Annotated in this window: 8 protein-coding genes, 19 tRNA genes, 1 rRNA gene, 1 riboswitch and 1 other annotated feature; of the genes, 1 reads left to right on the plus strand and 27 read right to left on the minus strand. The window is 33.9% G+C overall.

From position 1 onward, the window contains the following. Positions 1–48 precede the first annotated feature (48 nt). A complete protein-coding gene (locus OZJ21_RS08085; RefSeq protein ID WP_268857647.1) occupies positions 49–2,028 on the minus strand; it encodes a DUF262 domain-containing protein in 1,980 nt (659 codons plus the stop codon). 513 nt (positions 2,029–2,541) lie between these two features. Beyond that, positions 2,542–3,951: a dipeptidase PepV gene (gene pepV / locus OZJ21_RS08090; protein WP_003709777.1), complete on the minus strand. Its 1,410-nt coding sequence runs from the start codon at positions 3,949–3,951 to the stop codon at positions 2,542–2,544. A 115-nt stretch (positions 3,952–4,066) separates the two neighbouring features. Between pepV and OZJ21_RS08095 the strand changes: the two genes are divergently transcribed. Next, positions 4,067–4,918, plus strand: coding sequence for an NAD(P)H-hydrate dehydratase (locus OZJ21_RS08095; RefSeq protein WP_204759579.1), 852 nt, complete (start codon positions 4,067–4,069; stop codon positions 4,916–4,918). Between the two features lie 30 nt (positions 4,919–4,948). Here OZJ21_RS08095 and OZJ21_RS08100 read toward each other — a convergent pair whose 3' ends face one another. The 25 genes from OZJ21_RS08100 to rrf all read right to left on the minus strand — a co-directional run bounded on the left by OZJ21_RS08100 (position 4,949) and on the right by rrf (position 14,981). Beyond that, the gene (locus OZJ21_RS08100) at positions 4,949–5,665 is read right to left on the minus strand and encodes a pseudouridine synthase (RefSeq protein WP_187397652.1); all 717 of its coding nucleotides are present in this window, start codon (positions 5,663–5,665) and stop codon (positions 4,949–4,951) included. A gap of 10 nt (positions 5,666–5,675) precedes the next feature. Continuing rightward, positions 5,676–7,322: a putative polysaccharide biosynthesis protein gene (locus tag OZJ21_RS08105; RefSeq protein ID WP_187397651.1), complete on the minus strand. Its 1,647-nt coding sequence runs from the start codon at positions 7,320–7,322 to the stop codon at positions 5,676–5,678. Positions 7,323–7,441: 119 nt separating this feature from the next. After that, on the minus strand, positions 7,442–8,779 hold the full coding sequence (locus OZJ21_RS08110) for an amino acid permease (protein ID WP_003708261.1): 1,338 nt from the start codon (positions 8,777–8,779) through the stop codon (positions 7,442–7,444). Positions 8,780–9,021: 242 nt separating this feature from the next. Continuing rightward, on the minus strand, positions 9,022–11,439 hold the full coding sequence (leuS, locus tag OZJ21_RS08115; RefSeq protein WP_164479781.1) for a leucine--tRNA ligase: 2,418 nt from the start codon (positions 11,437–11,439) through the stop codon (positions 9,022–9,024). A 72-nt stretch (positions 11,440–11,511) separates the two neighbouring features. After that, positions 11,512–11,719 (minus strand) — a binding site (T-box leader). A 50-nt stretch (positions 11,720–11,769) separates the two neighbouring features. Further along, on the minus strand, positions 11,770–12,960 hold the full coding sequence (metK, locus tag OZJ21_RS08120) for a methionine adenosyltransferase (protein ID WP_268857648.1): 1,191 nt from the start codon (positions 12,958–12,960) through the stop codon (positions 11,770–11,772). Continuing rightward, positions 12,958–13,045: riboswitch (SMK box riboswitch) on the minus strand. It overlaps the preceding gene by 3 nt. 116 nt (positions 13,046–13,161) lie before the next feature. Next, a tRNA-Asp gene (locus tag OZJ21_RS08125) sits at positions 13,162–13,234 on the minus strand. Positions 13,235–13,243: 9 nt separating this feature from the next. Further along, a tRNA-Met gene (locus OZJ21_RS08130) sits at positions 13,244–13,317 on the minus strand. 22 nt (positions 13,318–13,339) lie between these two features. After that, a tRNA-Glu gene (locus OZJ21_RS08135) sits at positions 13,340–13,411 on the minus strand. A 4-nt stretch (positions 13,412–13,415) separates the two neighbouring features. Next, a tRNA-Ser gene (locus tag OZJ21_RS08140) sits at positions 13,416–13,503 on the minus strand. Between the two features lie 3 nt (positions 13,504–13,506). Beyond that, a tRNA-Ile gene (locus OZJ21_RS08145) sits at positions 13,507–13,580 on the minus strand. A gap of 8 nt (positions 13,581–13,588) precedes the next feature. Beyond that, positions 13,589–13,659 (minus strand) — tRNA-Gly (locus OZJ21_RS08150). A 14-nt stretch (positions 13,660–13,673) separates the two neighbouring features. After that, positions 13,674–13,746: transfer RNA gene (locus tag OZJ21_RS08155), tRNA-Phe, on the minus strand. A 7-nt stretch (positions 13,747–13,753) separates the two neighbouring features. Continuing rightward, positions 13,754–13,826 (minus strand) — tRNA-Asp (locus OZJ21_RS08160). Positions 13,827–13,835: 9 nt separating this feature from the next. Beyond that, positions 13,836–13,909 (minus strand) — tRNA-Met (locus tag OZJ21_RS08165). Between the two features lie 9 nt (positions 13,910–13,918). Then, a tRNA-Ser gene (locus tag OZJ21_RS08170) sits at positions 13,919–14,008 on the minus strand. A gap of 40 nt (positions 14,009–14,048) precedes the next feature. Then, positions 14,049–14,122, minus strand: a tRNA-Ile gene (locus OZJ21_RS08175). 16 nt (positions 14,123–14,138) lie between these two features. Next, positions 14,139–14,212: transfer RNA gene (locus OZJ21_RS08180), tRNA-Met, on the minus strand. Between the two features lie 24 nt (positions 14,213–14,236). Next, a tRNA-Pro gene (locus tag OZJ21_RS08185) sits at positions 14,237–14,310 on the minus strand. 6 nt (positions 14,311–14,316) lie between these two features. After that, positions 14,317–14,390 (minus strand) — tRNA-Arg (locus OZJ21_RS08190). Positions 14,391–14,398: 8 nt separating this feature from the next. Continuing rightward, positions 14,399–14,484, minus strand: a tRNA-Leu gene (locus tag OZJ21_RS08195). A 12-nt stretch (positions 14,485–14,496) separates the two neighbouring features. Next, a tRNA-Gly gene (locus OZJ21_RS08200) sits at positions 14,497–14,568 on the minus strand. Between the two features lie 4 nt (positions 14,569–14,572). Further along, positions 14,573–14,645: transfer RNA gene (locus OZJ21_RS08205), tRNA-Thr, on the minus strand. 65 nt (positions 14,646–14,710) lie between these two features. After that, positions 14,711–14,783 (minus strand) — tRNA-Lys (locus tag OZJ21_RS08210). Positions 14,784–14,786: 3 nt separating this feature from the next. Then, positions 14,787–14,859, minus strand: a tRNA-Val gene (locus OZJ21_RS08215). Positions 14,860–14,864: 5 nt separating this feature from the next. Next, positions 14,865–14,981 (minus strand): 5S ribosomal RNA (rrf, locus tag OZJ21_RS08220). Positions 14,982–15,140: the final 159 nt, after the last annotated feature.

Here is a 15,140-nt window from a genome sequence, read left to right on the forward strand (position 1 = left end):
TGATTTTTTACTACTGTAAACTATTTAATTCGCTAAAAATAAACTTTTCTATTTAAGAATATAACTTACTTCTTCTGAAATACCACACATTTCAGATACTTTAGCCAATACTGCAACTACAGTATTAGCTGAGAAATTAGTTTCTATTACATCGCCATTTTTCAATACTTTAGGATTTCGTATGTTTGAAAATAGCCATTCTAATGTCTTTTCAGACTTTAACTTATTGTATGTCATACTGTCATTTCCCCAAATATAATTGAAAAATGTTACAATCATACTTCCCCAAGTCGATACCTGATAATCATGTTCTTGAATAATCAGATAAGCTGGTTTTTGACCCGTTACATCCAATTCATCTAAAATGTTATGTTCACCTTTATAGGTATCAGCAATATTCTTCTTAATTAAAGTAGGACGTTCGAATATTCTGCAAAGTTCGTCTGCAAGATTCTTAGCTCTTTCTACGATGCTATTTTTATCCCAAACCTCATATTTTTCACTAATTTCTCTTGATAAAACTATATTTGATTTACTATAAAATTTTCTTTTTTCTGTATAAACTTTATTACTCATTTCTTGATTATATCCAGTTAATGTTAAATTACCAATAGTATCTCCATATTGACGATTAGTACTTTCAGCATTTGTTACTTCTATTCGCCAATCTGTTGATAATTTTTTTGGCATTATATGTTCTACCTGTGTTTTTTCAAAATCAATTGTTTCTTTCGTCTTTGATTCTTCCAAAACTTCCAAAGTTAATTTAGCACAGTCTTTTCTTTTTTTATAAATTGGATATTCCAGTAATTTTTCTTTGAATTCTTTATCAGTAGGAAAATTATTATTCAATAGTCTTCGTTCAACTACTTCTAATTCATTCTTATTCTCTTTATTAGTTAATGAAACTACTAAACCATTCAAAGCATTACTTGGAACACTGCAAATCATTCTACGATATATGTAACTTTCTAATAAATGTGCTATATCCACAACTTCGTTCCAGCTTATTTCTTGTTTAACTTGCATATCTAATAGTTTTAATAAATATGGATAAAGAACTTTTTTATCTAATGTATTAATATGGCTGACAGCTTTATTAAATTCTTTATTCTCAGTACTTGCATTTAATAATTGAGAATAGTAGCGCACATTAATGTATAGCTCTTTAACAGCTTCTTTAGCATTGAAGTTTTGTTCGTAATAATATTTTTTATATACAGAATAAGTATTCTCTCTTTTAACAGCTTTTTTTGTCTTAGATATTAAATAATGCCTAATAAACTCTGCAAAAATATTATTATTGATAAACAAACTTTCAATCTTTATCCAATACTCTTTATATAACTTAGTCTGTTCTTCACTATCTAAACTCATTAATATAAAATTACGCACTAGGTCAGATGCAGATAAAGATACACCAGTCGAATTTAAACTTTCAAAAATAACTTGTGGATTTTCCTCATCCCTATTGCTATTAATTTCTATATATACAACATTTAAAAAATTAATTGCTGTAAATAATTCACTACTACTTAATTCTGATTCTTCAATTAACCTGATAAATAACTTATAATTTGTTTTCATCTTAGATGGCTTATCATATTCATCAATTCTATCTGACATTATTGCATAATATGCTTCTCTGTCTTTTTCCACTGATTTTAATCGAATATGATTGTTATCAGATAAAAACTTATTTTTTAAATAATTAGTTTCAATTTCTTCTTTTAATTCTTCGTCATTACTTGTATCAGCAATTGCCTTTAATAACAAAGAACAACTAGTTAAACGTTGTTGTCCATCAATAATATTGTAGATGTGACTCATATTAGGTCCTGACTCTTCTACATATACAACTGCCCCAGTGAAGTGTGGCTTTTGTTCCTTAGCAGCCTGTAAAATATCTTTAAACAATTGACGACATTGCTCTTCTCGCCATTCATAATTTCTTTGGTATACAGGTATTTCAAAAATAGCCTTAGACTGTGCTAATAAATCTAACAATCTTATCGTATCTGCTTTCATCTTCTCACTACTCCTCTTGCCCAAATTCATCTTGAATTAATTTTTCCAAAGTTCCCGCCTTGGCATATTGATCTGTATTAAATTTTTATCTTCACTATCATTAAAAAGGTTTATCTCTTCCAAATTTTCTATATCAGTCGCCACCTTGTATGTAAAATCGTTACATTATAAAATTATAATACTAAATTTTATAAACCAGAACAATTTCATTTATACATAAATTTTATTTTCGTTTAATCCTATTTTCCCATTTTCTATACAGGACCAATTTTTTAATTTCTGCAACTTTTACTTTTGAAAGCGATTATTTTACATAAATTAAAAAATTGGTTCTATATTTAGATTTTGATATTTTACTTTTTTCTATTTATCAGTATATAAGAAAAAATAGATTACTATTTCTAATAAATTGTCTTCATCATATTTAGTCTTTTATTTAAGTCTATAATCTCAATATTTTAAATACAAAAAACTCCAAAATAGCTAAAATCACTATTTTGGAGTTCTCTTAAATTAGTCTTTAATTAATTCATAGATGGATTCTGCATAGATTGCAGCAGCTTTCATTACATCATCTACTGGGATAAATTCGTTTGCTTGGTGCATTGTGTCTTCAACACCTGGGAACATAGCGCCAAATGCTACACCACGTTCTAACAATCTACCATAAGTTCCCCCACCGACAACCATGCCATGAGCTTCTTGACCTGTTTGACGACTATAAACAGCCAATAATTTTGAAACCAATGGATCTTCAGGTGAGACATAATGTGGTACCATTGCATGTTCCTTCTTTTCAAATGAAACAGCTTCTAATTTAGTTGCAGCTTTCTTAACAGCATTGAATACATATTCATCATCAATACCTCTAGGATATCTGAAATTCAAAGTAATTTCTCCACCTTTGCCAGCTTCAAATGTAAAGATACCAGCATTCATAGTTAAATCGCCCATTACTTCATCAGTATAGCTAATTCCAAAATTATCCATACGTGAATCTTGATGTAAGTATTCAGCAGCAAAGGCTAAGTATCCCTTGGCATCCTTAGCAAAATTGTACTTATTCAAGAATACAGCTAAGTAAGTTCCTGCATTTTCGCCATTACGTGGTTCTTGTGCATGAGCAGCCTTACCAATTAAGGATAATTCTAATTTTCCATCTTTAATTTCTGCATCGCCACTTAAAACACTATTTTCAGCAACATATTGCTTGAAATCAGCAGCCATACTTTCAAGATCATTACCTTCAACAACGGCTACTGCATCGCGTGGAACCATGTTGTCACGTAAACCAGAATCAAAGGATAATAATTTTAATTCATCACCATTTTTACCATCGAATTTTACAAGCATACTGAAATTACCTTTTTCACCATTGATGATTGGGAAAAATGCATCTGGTGAAAAACCAATTGTTGGCTTAGGCATCTTTTCAAAGTAGTGAGTCATTCCTCTCCAACTACTTTCTTCATCAGTACCTAAAATAAAACGTACACTCTTTTTAACTGGTAATCCTAATTCTTTAACAATCTTTAATCCATAATATGCTGCCATACTTGGTCCTTTATCATCAGAGGCACCACGAGCATATAATTTTCCATCTTTAATAACTGGATCAAATGGATCTGTATCCCAACCTTTACCAGCTGGCATTACGTCAACGTGTGCTAGAATACCTAAATCTTCTTTACCATCTCCAAATTTAATGTGTCCAGCCATACCATCGAATTCTTCAACTTCAAATCCATCACGTTTACCAATATTCAAAAAAGCATCTAGAGCTTCTTTGGGGCCTGGTCCTAAAGGTGCATCAGCTGTTGCTATGCTCTCATCTCGTACACTTTCAATTCGAAGCATTGTTTTTAAATCTTCGAGAATATCGTCTCGTCTTTTTTCAACTTCTGCTTTCCAATCTATTGCCATTCTATAATTCATCTCCTAAAAAATGTTTACTATTTAATAATAGCATAATTTTTTCAAAATAAACGAATTTTGAATTATAATAATTATATCTTAAAAAAAGGCTGGTGTACTATTTATGGAGATTACACTTGATATTTTACAAAAGGTTATTAAAAAACGTGAGCCTAACAGTCATAAAGGTAATTTTGGTAGAGTATTGCTCATTGGCGGAAATATTAACTATGGTGGAGCTATAATTATGGCTGCTTCTGCTGCTGTCCACGCTGGCGCTGGGCTAGTTACTGTTGCAACTAATAAAGAAAATCTATCTTCATTACATTCCGTCGTACCAGAAGCAATGTTTATTAATTTTTTTGATAAGGTATCTCTTACAACTGCTATTTCAACGGCTGATGCAGTAGTTGTAGGCCCTGGATTAGGTACTGATAATAGAGCTAAAGAAGTTCTTGAAGTTACATTAAGTAATATCTCTGATAATCAACTTTGCATAATTGACGGTTCAGCAATCACTCTCATATCTGAAAATGACTCCTTAAAAGAATTGATTGCTAACAATAAAAAAATTATTTTTACTCCTCACCAGATGGAATGGCAAAGACTATCTGGTATTCCTATAGATAAACAAATTGATGACATCAACTTACAAAAACAAACATTGCTAAATGCTACTGTTATTTTAAAAAAACACCATACTACTATTTATCATCAATCAGGAACTATTGATAATTTAACAATTGGTGGTCCTTTTATGGCAACTGGTGGTATGGGGGATATCTTAACCGGTATCCTAGCTGCATTTATCACACAGTTTAAGGAAAGTTCACTAGATGAAAGAATTAACGCAGCTGTTTATTTACACAGCTATATAGCTGAAAACTTATCTCATAAATACTATGTAACATTACCAACAGATATTATTAAAAAGATTCAAAAAACGATGTTAAAAGTTATTTCTAAACAAAAATAAGGAGAAGGGACAAATTTAGTCCTCTTCTCCTTATTTTATTAAATTTAATTCTTTTTCTGTTAACTCCCTATATTCTCCTCTTTCCAAAGTATCATCCAATTCAAGCAGTCCTATCTTTACTCTATCTAGTTCTAACACTCTTTGAGACACTGCTCCAAACATTCGTCTAATCTGGTGATATTTCCCTTCATGAATAATAACTCTAACTTTGCTAGTATCATCCTTCTCAGAATAAGATATTATATCAAGTTGTGCAGGCTGTAATTTATCCCCATTGGCTAATTCCATACCTTGAGAAAATATTTTAACCTCTTTTTCTGATATTTTTCCAGTAACTACTGCTTCATATGTTTTAGATACATGTTTTTTAGGAGAAATAATGTCATGAGCAAATTTTCCATCATTTGTGATAATTAATAATCCTGTTGTTTCCTTATCTAGTCTACCTACAGGAAATAGATCTTCTTTTCTTCCAGGAAAATTTATTAAATCAATTACCGTCTTATCTTTATCATCCCTAGTAGCTGACACAACTCCTGCAGGTTTATTTAACATATAATATACTTCTTTGTTATTCAAAGCTAAAAGTTCCCCATCTAAAAAAATTTTATCTGAGTCTTCATTTATTTTTATCTTTCCGTCTTTGACAACTTCACCATTTAACCTTACTCTTTTAGCCTTTATAACCTTTTTTGCTTCCGCTCTTGTAAACTTTCCTGTTTGACTTAAAAACTTATCTAATCTCATATACATCACGCTATTTAATTCTTAATATTCTTCTTAAAAAGTTAGCTCTAGCACCTAAAATATCATCAGCTAGTCTTGCCTTCAAACTTAAGAAAGCATAAATATATCCTCCAATTCCGGCTCCAATTATTAACACAATGGTGGATTGGAATTTGCTATATGTATTTGTTACTTTCCCTAAAGCAAAAGATATAACGAGTACTACAATAAACATAAATAGGCTGAATAACATCATCATATTAGTATTTTTCTGTAATTTATTAATATTTAAATTATATTTGAAATACAAGTATCTAAAAATTAATACATTACTTACGGTCATTCCTATACCTGTAGCTGCTAAAGGACCATATACATGTAAAAATGCTGTTAATGGGAATTGTATTATAACTTTGACAATCATTCCAATTACCGCAAATTTAATTGCTATTGTATTTTCATATATTCCTTGAAGTAATGCTGCTAAAACCATAAATAAGCCTAATGCTAAAGCTATATATGATGAAAAGGCTAATACAAAGATACCTGTATAATCATATGGATAGAATAAAACATATAGTGGTCTGGAAACTGCAGCCATTCCAAAAGAACAAGGTAACATTACAAAAAAGAATAATTCTATCGAATCTAATAAAGCAGCTGAAACTTCTTCATTATCATTTTTTGTAACAGCTTGAGCCAATAATGGAATTGCAGTGTCAGCCATCGCAGCAGCAACTGAAATAGTAATCATTATCAATTTATTGGCATTTCCCGCAAATAAAGCATATAATGCATTAATTTCTTTAGTACTATAATCAGTAACAAAACTCATAATTGTTGGAAAACTAAATTGATCAAATAAATTATACAAAGTTGTAGTTGATCCAATAATGATGAAAGGTATCGATTGATACAATATTTCCTTTATTAATCTCTTATCAGAAACTTCTAGTTTATTATTACTGTGAGCTAAAAGATAATTCATAGTTGGTCGTTTTCGCCAATAATGCCATAATAAAACTAATAAGCCACAAACAGCTCCTATAAATGCTGCAAAAGTTGATTGAACTACTGCGCTCTGGTAACTTCCATGTAACACCTGAGTAATTAGATATGTTGCTGCTAACATATAAACAATTCTAGCAACTTGTTCTACTAATTGTGATATAGCGAACGGAGCCATATCAAAATATCCTTGGAAAAAGCCTCTAGTTAAACTCATTACCGGAATCAAAAGCAATGTAACTGCTAAAGAACGATATACAGGAATAACTGCTGCATCCCCTTGAGAAATTAATGGTGCAATAAACCACAAAATCATTGCACTGATAATTCCTAAAAACATCATTACACCTAAACTTCGCTTAAATAATCGCCTACCGATTCCATATTCATTAAGAGAATTATAATGTGCAACTTGTTTACCCACTGCAGATGGAATTCCAGCAGTAGACAGCATCAAAAATAATGCATAAACAGTATATCCCTTAGTAAATAAGGCATTTGCTTGTAAATAATTAACTCCAAACCAAGTTGCCCATGGAATAATATAAATTGCTCCCAGAATTCTAGAAAAAATACTCCCAGCTGTCATCCAAGCTGAGCCCTTCAACATTTTTTCTTTAGAAGAAGTTTCTTCTAAATCTTTTTTTATTTGTTCATTATTATCATTCATTTTTATGTAATTCCTACTTCCAAAAAATACTTAGCCCATTAATTTTAAATCATTTTACTAATGACTGCAAATAAGCATTTAAAAAAGCCAGTTAGGATAATTCTAACCAGCTTTATAAACTACTTTCTAGCTTTAAAGAAATATATTGCTCCCAAAATTCCAAACCAAACTATTGAAAAGATAAGTGACATTAATGTATTAGTATTAAAAGTTAATAAAACTAATACTAAAACAAAAAAGATCATTGTTATAACATTACTTACCGGATACAATGGCATTGGAAAAATTTTTTCATTATTATTTGGGCTATTTTTTCGATATTGATAGTGACACCAAACTAATGCAATCCATACAAAAACAAAGCTAACCGTTGCTACACCAGAAATAATATCAAAAATACTCTTAGGTAGTACATAATTCAATATAACTATTAAAAATAATGAACTTGAAGAGAATAACAATGATTTAACTGGGATACTCCGATTATTAGTTTGACCAAAAGATTTAGGTGCATGACCACTATGTGACAAAACAAATAAAGTTCTACTTGTGCTAAAAATCGCACTATTACATGCTGATAATGCAGCTGTTAATACTACAAAATTGATAATTCCAGCAGCAAATTTGATACCAATTCCATTAAATACTTGCACAAATGGACTAGAAGTTGTAACAATTTCATTCCAAGGATAAATACACATCAATACGAACATCGAACCTATATAGAACAATCCTATTCTAAAAGGCAATGTATTGATTGCTTGTGGAATATCTTTTTCTGGATTAGCAGTTTCTCCAGAAGCTAGACCGACCATTTCAATACCAGTAAAAGCAAATATAACCATTGGAAAAGCTGCCATAAATCCTATTGCCCCTTTAGGAAAGAAGCCACCATGATTAAATAAATTCATGATACTAACTTCATTTCCGCCTACATTTGCCTGGGTGAGCAATAAAATAATACCTGTGCCTATTAATGCTAAAATCGCTAAAACTTTAATACTAGAAAACCACGATTCTAATTCACCAAATAATCCTACACTGAGTAAGTTGAAAATTAATAGAACAAGAATGATTATCAATGCTGTCAACCATTGAGGAAGATTCGGAAACCAATATCTTAAATAAATACCACTAGCAGTTAAGTCAGCCATTGCCAAACTTGCCCAACATAACCAATAAGTCCATCCTATAATGAACTCCCATCCTCTTCCCATGTATACCTTAACAAATTCAATAAATGAATTTTTACTTTTATCAGATAAAATTAATTCACCAATTGCACGCATCATAAAAAAACAAAAAATACCCGCAATTAAGTAGGCTAATATCAGAGCTGGTCCTGCCTTTTGAATTGCTGAACCTGATCCCAAGAACAACCCTGTACCTATCGCGCCACCAATTGCTATCATCTGAACATGTCGATGAGTTAAAGCTCGAGATAATTCATTTTTCATGTAAAATCTCCTTTATAATTTAGGATTTTCAGAAAATTTTTATATTGTAATTACCATTTTATAAAAAATTCCTTTAAGTAGCAAGTATACTTCCGAATAAATATTTTTTTCTCTCCATTAATATTCACCTTTTTGTGTTTCATAAATTTTTAGTATTACATATTAGAGAGATTAACTATAATAAAAAAGATCCGTACTTCATGAGATACGAATCTTTTAACTTAATTACTAATATTAAAATTTTATTTTGCTACTACAATTGACACTAATTTACCAGGAACTGCAATAACCTTCTTAATTTCTTTATCAGCAAGTTCTTGTTTTATTCTTTCGTCGTTCAAAGCTAGGTCTTGTAATTCTTCACGACTAGCATCTTTAGACACTTGTAAATGTTGTCTTACTTTACCGTTAATTTGAATAACAATTTCTACAACATCTTCAACTAACTTGCTTTCATCATAGGTTGGCCACTTAGCATATGCTATGCTACCTACATGACCTAACTTAGACCATAATTCTTCTGTAATATGAGGAACAACTGGTGATAACAATTTTACTAAGCCTTCCACATATTCCAATGGTAATGAATCTGCTTTATAAGCATTATTAACAAAAACCATTAATTGGGAAATTGCAGTATTAAAGTGCATAGCCTCATAGTCTTCTGTAACTTTCTTAACAGTTTCATTATATATCTTATCTAAATCATGATTGTTAATTGTAGTTACTCTGTCACGCAAATTATCATTTTCATCAATCAATAAATTCCAAACACGGTTGATGAACTTATGTGCACCACCAAGTCCTTCTTCACTCCAAGGGATAGATGCATCTAAAGGTCCCATAAACATTTCGTATAAGCGTAATGTATCTGCTCCATATTGTTCGACAATATCATCTGGATTAACAACATTTCCTTTAGACTTAGACATCTTTTCATGGTTAGAACCTAAAATCATTCCTTGGTTTACCAATTTTTGGAATGGTTCTTTAGTTGGAACTACACCTAAATCATATAAGAATTTATGCCAGAAACGAGCATACAATAAATGTAATACAGCGTGTTCAGCACCACCAACATACAAGTTTACAGGTAACCATTCTTTTAATTTTTCATAATCTGCTACTTCATGGTTGTTATGTGGATCTATATAACGTAGGAAGTACCAGGAACTACCAGCCCATTGTGGCATAGTATTAGTTTCACGACGTCCTTTTCTACCATTTTCATCAACAACATTTACCCAATCATCTAAGTTAGCTAATGGACTTTCACCAGTTCCTGATGGCTTAATATCTGTTGCTTTAGGTAAATATAAAGGTAATTCATCTTCTGGAACTAAAGTTGTTTCACCATCTTCCCAATGAATTACAGGAATAGGCTCACCCCAGTAACGTTGTCTAGAGAATAACCAATCTCTTAAACGATAGTTAACTTTCTTTTCCCCTACTCCATTTTCTTCTAGCCAGTTATTTATAGCATCAATGGCTTCGTCTTTATCCATACCATTTAGGAAATCAGAATTGATATGAACTCCATCACCAGTATATGCTTCTTTTTGAACATCTCCACCTTCGATAACTTGTACGATAGGCAAATCAAACTTTTGAGCAAATTCATGATCTCGTTCATCATGTGCAGGAACAACCATTACCGCACCTGTTCCATATGAATTTAAAACATAGTCAGCAATCCAAATAGGTAATTTTTCTCCACTTACAGGATTTACAACATAACTACCTGTAAATACACCTGTTTTATCTTTAGCTAAATCTGTTCTTTCTAAATCTGATTTATGAGATATTTTTTCTATGTATGCTTCTACCTCATTTTCATGTTCAGGAGTTGTTAATTGCTTAACCAATTCATGTTCAGGTGCCAATACTAAAGCTGCAACACCAAATATTGTATCTGGACGAGTAGAAAATACCTCAATCTTTGTATTTTCATCTCCTGAAACAGGAAAGTTTATTGCTGCACCAACTGAACGACCAATCCAATTACGTTGTTGTTCTTTAATTGCTTCTGGCCAATCTAAATCATCTAAATCATCTATTAAGCGATCAGCATAAGCTGTGATTTTTAATACCCATTGACGCATTGGCTTTCTAATAACAGGAAAACCACCACGTTCAGTTTTACCATCAATAACTTCTTCGTTAGCTACAACGGTTCCTAAATCTGGACTCCAGTTAACTGGAACTTCAGCTTCATAAGCTAACCCTTTTTTATATAATTGTTCAAAAATCCATTGAGTCCATTTATAATATGCAGGATCTGTCGTGTTAACTTCTCGATCCCAATCATATGATAAACCTAAAGATTTAATTTGACGTCTAAAATTATTAACATTTTTTTTAGTAAATTCACGTGGTGAGTTTCCTGTATTCAACGCATATTGTTCAGCAGGTAAACCGAATGCATCCCATCCCATTGGGTGTAAAACATTATATCCTTGCATTCTCTTCATACGAGCCATTATATCTGTAGCTGTATACCCTTCAGGATGACCTACATGAAGTCCTTGCCCAGATGGATATGGAAACATATCTAAGGCATAATAATTCTTTTTATCATCATCTTCAGTTGTTTTGAATGTTTTGTGTTCTTCCCAATATCTTTGCCACTTTTTTTCTATTTCAATATGCTTATATGACATCTATTTCCATCCTTTCAAAAAAATAATAAACTTCTGTAGATAAAAAAAGCCTATACGAAATAAAACTATTCCGTATAGGACGAAAAACTCGCGGTACCACCTATATTCCAATCAAATGATTAGCTCTCTTCTTTTCTAACGGAAAGTACCGTCTTCACCTACTAATTTCAATGAAGAAACATCTAAGGCGAGTTCAAATCTCTATTTAGTACATTCACACCAACCATGCACTCTCTTAAATTAAAATACAGACTCTACTATTCCTTATCTACGTTCATATTATAATTTACAATGATAATACCAAAATAGTATATCTATTTCAAGAGAAATTTAGAAATCTAACTCTTTCTTCAATTCATTTATCTTATCAGTTTTTTCCCATGGTAAATCAATATCTGTTCTACCAAAATGTCCATATGCTGCAGTTTTCTTATAGATAGGTCTACGTAAATCTAACATTTTTATGATTCCAGCAGGTCTTAAATCAAAAACTTTTCTAATTGCATCAACTAACTTTTGATTTGAAACTTTTCCACTACCAAATGTATTAACGGAAACTGAAACTGGTTGAGCTACTCCTATTGCATAAGATATTTGAACCTCAACTTGAGATGCTAATCCTGCAGCTACGATATTTTTAGCAATATATCTTGCAGCATAGCTTGCTGATCTATCTACCTTTGTAGCATCTTTACCAGAGAACGCCCCACCACCATGATGAGCATATCCACCATAAGTATCAACAATGATTTTTCTACCAGTTAAACCAGCATCACCTTGTGGTCCACCTATTACAAAACGACCAGTTGGATTAATAAAATACTTTGTATTTGAATCTAAATATTTATCAGGTATTACTTTAGTGATAACTTGATCCATTACATCTTTTCTAATTTGATCTAGTGAAATATTTTCATCGTGTTGTGTAGATAAAACAACTGTATCTATTCTTAACGGTTGATTATCGTCATCATATTCAACTGTCACTTGTGCCTTAGCATCAGGTCCTAAATAGGCTAAAGTTCCATTTTTTCTAACTTCAGCTACTTTTTTCATTAAATGATGACTAAGTGAGATTGGCAATGGCATCAATTCTGGTGTTTCATTTATAGCATATCCAAACATCATTCCTTGATCACCTGCACCAATTTGGTCAAGTGGATCCACATCTCCATTTTTTACTTCAAGAGAATTATCAACTCCTAAAGCAATATCTGGAGATTGTTCATCTATAGCTGTTATGACGGCACAATTATCACCATCAAACCCATATTTACCATTTTTGTATCCAATTTCTTTTATAGTTTCCCTAACAACTTTTTGTATATCAATATGTGCTGTTGTGGAAACTTCACCCACTACTACTACTAATCCTGTAGTTACTGTAGTCTCAACAGCGACCCTTGCCTCAGGATCTTGTTCTAACATTGCATCTAAAATTGAATCACTTATTTGATCTGCAATTTTATCTGGATGACCTTCTGATACTGATTCAGAAGTAAAAAGGTGTTTTTCTGTCAATTTAATTCCCCCATTATTATAAGTAATTTGGTTACAAGGCATCTTCGTTTAAAACGAATCCTTTCGGGAATGGATTGTAACTATTAAATTTTATCACAATAAAGTATTAAATAAAACTCAAAGCGATACATAATATCCCGTATATTAAGTAATGTAATAAAAAAACTATCCTAAAAAGGATAGTTAAAAAAATTAGTCACACGGTCCTAGCCGGATTTGAACCGGCGATCTCCTGCGTGACAGGCAGGCGTGATAACCCCTACACCATAGGACCATAATTAAATTGCGGGAGCAGGATTTGAACCTACGACCTTCGGGTTATGAGCCCGACGAGCTACCAGACTGCTCCATCCCGCGATATTAAAATAACATATTAAGATGACCCGTACGGGATTTGAACCCATGTTACCGCCGTGAAAGGGCGGTGTCTTAACCACTTGACCAACGGGCCATAACGGAGAAAGAGGGATTTGAACCCTCGCGCCGTGTTACCGACCTACACCCTTAGCAGGGGCGCCTCTTCAGCCACTTGAGTATTTCTCCATATGGGCCTAAATGGACTCGAACCATCGACCTCACGCTTATCAGGCGTGCGCTCTAACCAGCTGAGCTATAGGCCCATATCAAAAGCGGGTGACGAGAATCGAACTCGCGACAACAGCTTGGAAGGCTGTGGTTTTACCACTAAACTACACCCGCATATTACTTTTAAATGGCGCGGGACAGAATCGAACTGCCGACACAAGGAGCTTCAATCCTTTGCTCTACCAACTGAGCTACCGAGCCATTATAACGGTCCTAGCCGGATTTGAACCGGCGATCTCCTGCGTGACAGGCAGGCGTGATAACCCCTACACCATAGGACCATAATTAAATTGCGGGAGCAGGATTTGAACCTACGACCTTCGGGTTATGAGCCCGACGAGCTACCAGACTGCTCCATCCCGCGATAATAAAAAGGAGGATAAGAGATTCGAACTCTTGCGTGGTTTGACCCACCTGACGGTTTTCAAGACCGTTCCCTTCAGCCAGACTTGGGTAATCCTCCATAATAAATCATACTTGCAATTTTTAACAAGAAATCACAATGGACCTTGTAGGACTCGAACCTACGACCGGACGGTTATGAGCCGTCTGCTCTAACCAACTGAGCTAAAGGTCCAAGTGCTGTATGAATATCGCGGCGGGGGGAATCGAACCCTCGACCTCCCGGGTATGAACCGGACGCTCTAGCCAGCTGAGCTACACCGCGATCACTAAATGAATTATTCATTTATCGGGAAGACAGGATTCGAACCTGCGACCCCCTGGTCCCAAACCAGGTGCTCTACCAAGCTGAGCTACTTCCCGCTAATATGCACCCAGCAGGAGTCGAACCTGCAACCTTCTGATTCGTAGTCAGACACTCTATCCAGTTGCGCTATGGGTGCATCAATAATGCCGAGGACCGGAATCGAACCGGTACGGTGATCACTCACCGCAGGATTTTAAGTCCTGTGCGTCTGCCAGTTCCGCCACCCCGGCGTATTATTGAAAAGCGGAAGACGGGATTCGAACCCGCGACCCCCACCATGGCAAGGTGGTGTTCTACCACTGAACTACTTCCGCATTATGCCGACTAGAGGATTCGAACCTCCGACCCCCTGTTTACAAGACAGATGCTCTGCCAGCTGAGCTAAGTCGGCATCAATAACAGTACTTAGTTATTGTAACTAAATTAAATTATAAAGTCAAGAACTTTTTTCTTGAATGAGTCGTGACAGGCTCGAACTGTCGACCCTCTGATTAAAAGTCAGATGCTCTACCGACTGAGCTAACGACTCATATGGAGGATACAGGGTTCGAACCTGTGACCCCCTGCTTGTAAGGCAGATGCTCTCCCAGCTGAGCTAATCCTCCATATCGCACGGCGACTTCCTACCCTCGCAAGAGGCGTTCCTCTAACTACTCTCGGCGTTACGAAGCTTAACTTCTGTGTTCGGAATGGGAACAGGTGTATCCTTCGTGCCATCACCACCGCACTATTTACTTGAGATTTTATTCTCTCAAAACTAGATATCATTTATCTCTTTCACCGAAAACTCACGTTTTCTCTACTTGGTTAAGTCCTCGATCGATTAGTAATGGTCCGCTCCATGCCTCGCAGCACTTCCACTTCCATCCTATCTACCTGATCATCT

The sequence above is a fragment of the Ligilactobacillus sp. UO.C109 genome, from assembly GCF_026847815.1.
GTDB lineage: Bacteria > Bacillota > Bacilli > Lactobacillales > Lactobacillaceae > Ligilactobacillus > Ligilactobacillus salivarius.

Bases quoted from the DNA above. Each gene is read 5' to 3' on its own strand.
- OZJ21_RS08100 (WP_187397652.1), bottom strand. From the start codon at position 5,665: ATGAGATTAGATAAGTTTTTAAGTCAAACAGGAAAGTTTACAAGAGCG.
- OZJ21_RS08105 (WP_187397651.1), bottom strand. From the start codon at position 7,322: ATGAATGATAATAATGAACAAATAAAAAAAGATTTAGAAGAAACTTCT.
- OZJ21_RS08085 (WP_268857647.1), bottom strand. From the start codon at position 2,028: ATGAAAGCAGATACGATAAGATTGTTAGATTTATTAGCACAGTCTAAG.
- pepV (WP_003709777.1), bottom strand. From the start codon at position 3,951: ATGGCAATAGATTGGAAAGCAGAAGTTGAAAAAAGACGAGACGATATT.
- OZJ21_RS08095 (WP_204759579.1), top strand. From the start codon at position 4,067: ATGGAGATTACACTTGATATTTTACAAAAGGTTATTAAAAAACGTGAG.
- leuS (WP_164479781.1), bottom strand. From the start codon at position 11,439: ATGTCATATAAGCATATTGAAATAGAAAAAAAGTGGCAAAGATATTGG.
- OZJ21_RS08110 (WP_003708261.1), bottom strand. From the start codon at position 8,779: ATGAAAAATGAATTATCTCGAGCTTTAACTCATCGACATGTTCAGATG.